This window comes from Arthrobacter sp. Y3223164 (genome assembly GCF_059091005.1).
The window spans coordinates 1-958 of sequence record NZ_JBNHGF010000660.1; the positions used below are offsets into that span (position 1 = coordinate 1).

Consider the following 958-nt stretch of genomic DNA (forward strand, 5'->3'; position numbering starts at 1 on the left):
GGCTCGGCCGACACCGGCACCGATTCCCCGGCCGCTCCCGCTGCCCCGGCACATCCTGCTGCCCCCGCGCCCCAGCCCGGGCACCAGGCGGAGCGGACCCCTGGTACCGATGATGCTGCCGGGCAGGATGCCAAACGTCTGCCGGGCACGCCGTCCCGGGACGTGCTCCCCGCGGTGCCGCCGCTGGAGGGCGGACTGCCGGATCCGTCCCTGGGCCAGCGCGACGGCAATCCCGGCAAGGACGCCCCGCGGAAAAAGCAGGACGCGCCCGTACCCGCTACCGGCCACCTTCCGACGCTGCAGCCCCTCCCGTCACCGGAGCGCTGAAAGCCGCCTTCCGACGCTCCGGCCACGCCGTTGCGTGACCGCTGCCCAACCGCCGCCGCTCCCCCGAGGTCGGCCGGAGCGCTGACCGACCGACGTCGGGAATGACGACGGCGATGCCCGCGCCCGAAGGCAATCCCTCCGCCGCGGCCTCTTTCGGCAGGCCGGCGATAGTGGCAGAGTTGCGCAAGGGAACACCGTTCTGTCGGTCAGGCAGGAGGATTCATGACCGCATCGCCGCTGGTACTTGGCCCGATGCTGCGCTATGTGGACCAGACGTCGGCCAGCATCTGGGTGGAGACCCGCGAAGCCGCCACCGTCGCCGTCGTGGTTCAGGGGCGCAGCTGGCAGGCAGGCACGTTCTCCGTGCGCGGCCACCATTACGCGCTGGTCGAGGCCGAGGGGCTGGAGCCAGGAAGCGTCACACCCTATCGGGTGGAGGTTGACGGCGTCACGGCCTGGCCGGAACCGGACTCGCCGTACCCTGCACCCGTGATCCGCACCCTCACGCCCGGACGCCCGCTCCGGCTGGCCTTTGGATCCTGCCGCACCAGCGTCGAGCATGACGCGGCCGGCAACAGGCAGCACGGCGTGGACGCGCTCCGGGCGTACGCGCTGCACCGTGCCGACGGCG

Annotated in this window: 1 protein-coding gene and 1 pseudogene; both read left to right on the plus strand. The window is 72.5% G+C overall.

Features of this window, described 5'->3' with window-relative positions; genetic code table 11:
• Positions 1-327: pseudogene (locus tag AC5RUJ_RS17215) on the plus strand (hypothetical protein); the annotation flags it as partial.
• A gap of 222 nt (positions 328-549) precedes the next feature.
• Positions 550-958 (plus strand): DUF7800 domain-containing protein (locus tag AC5RUJ_RS17220; RefSeq protein WP_494156362.1); only part of this gene is annotated, 409 nt, incomplete at its 3' end.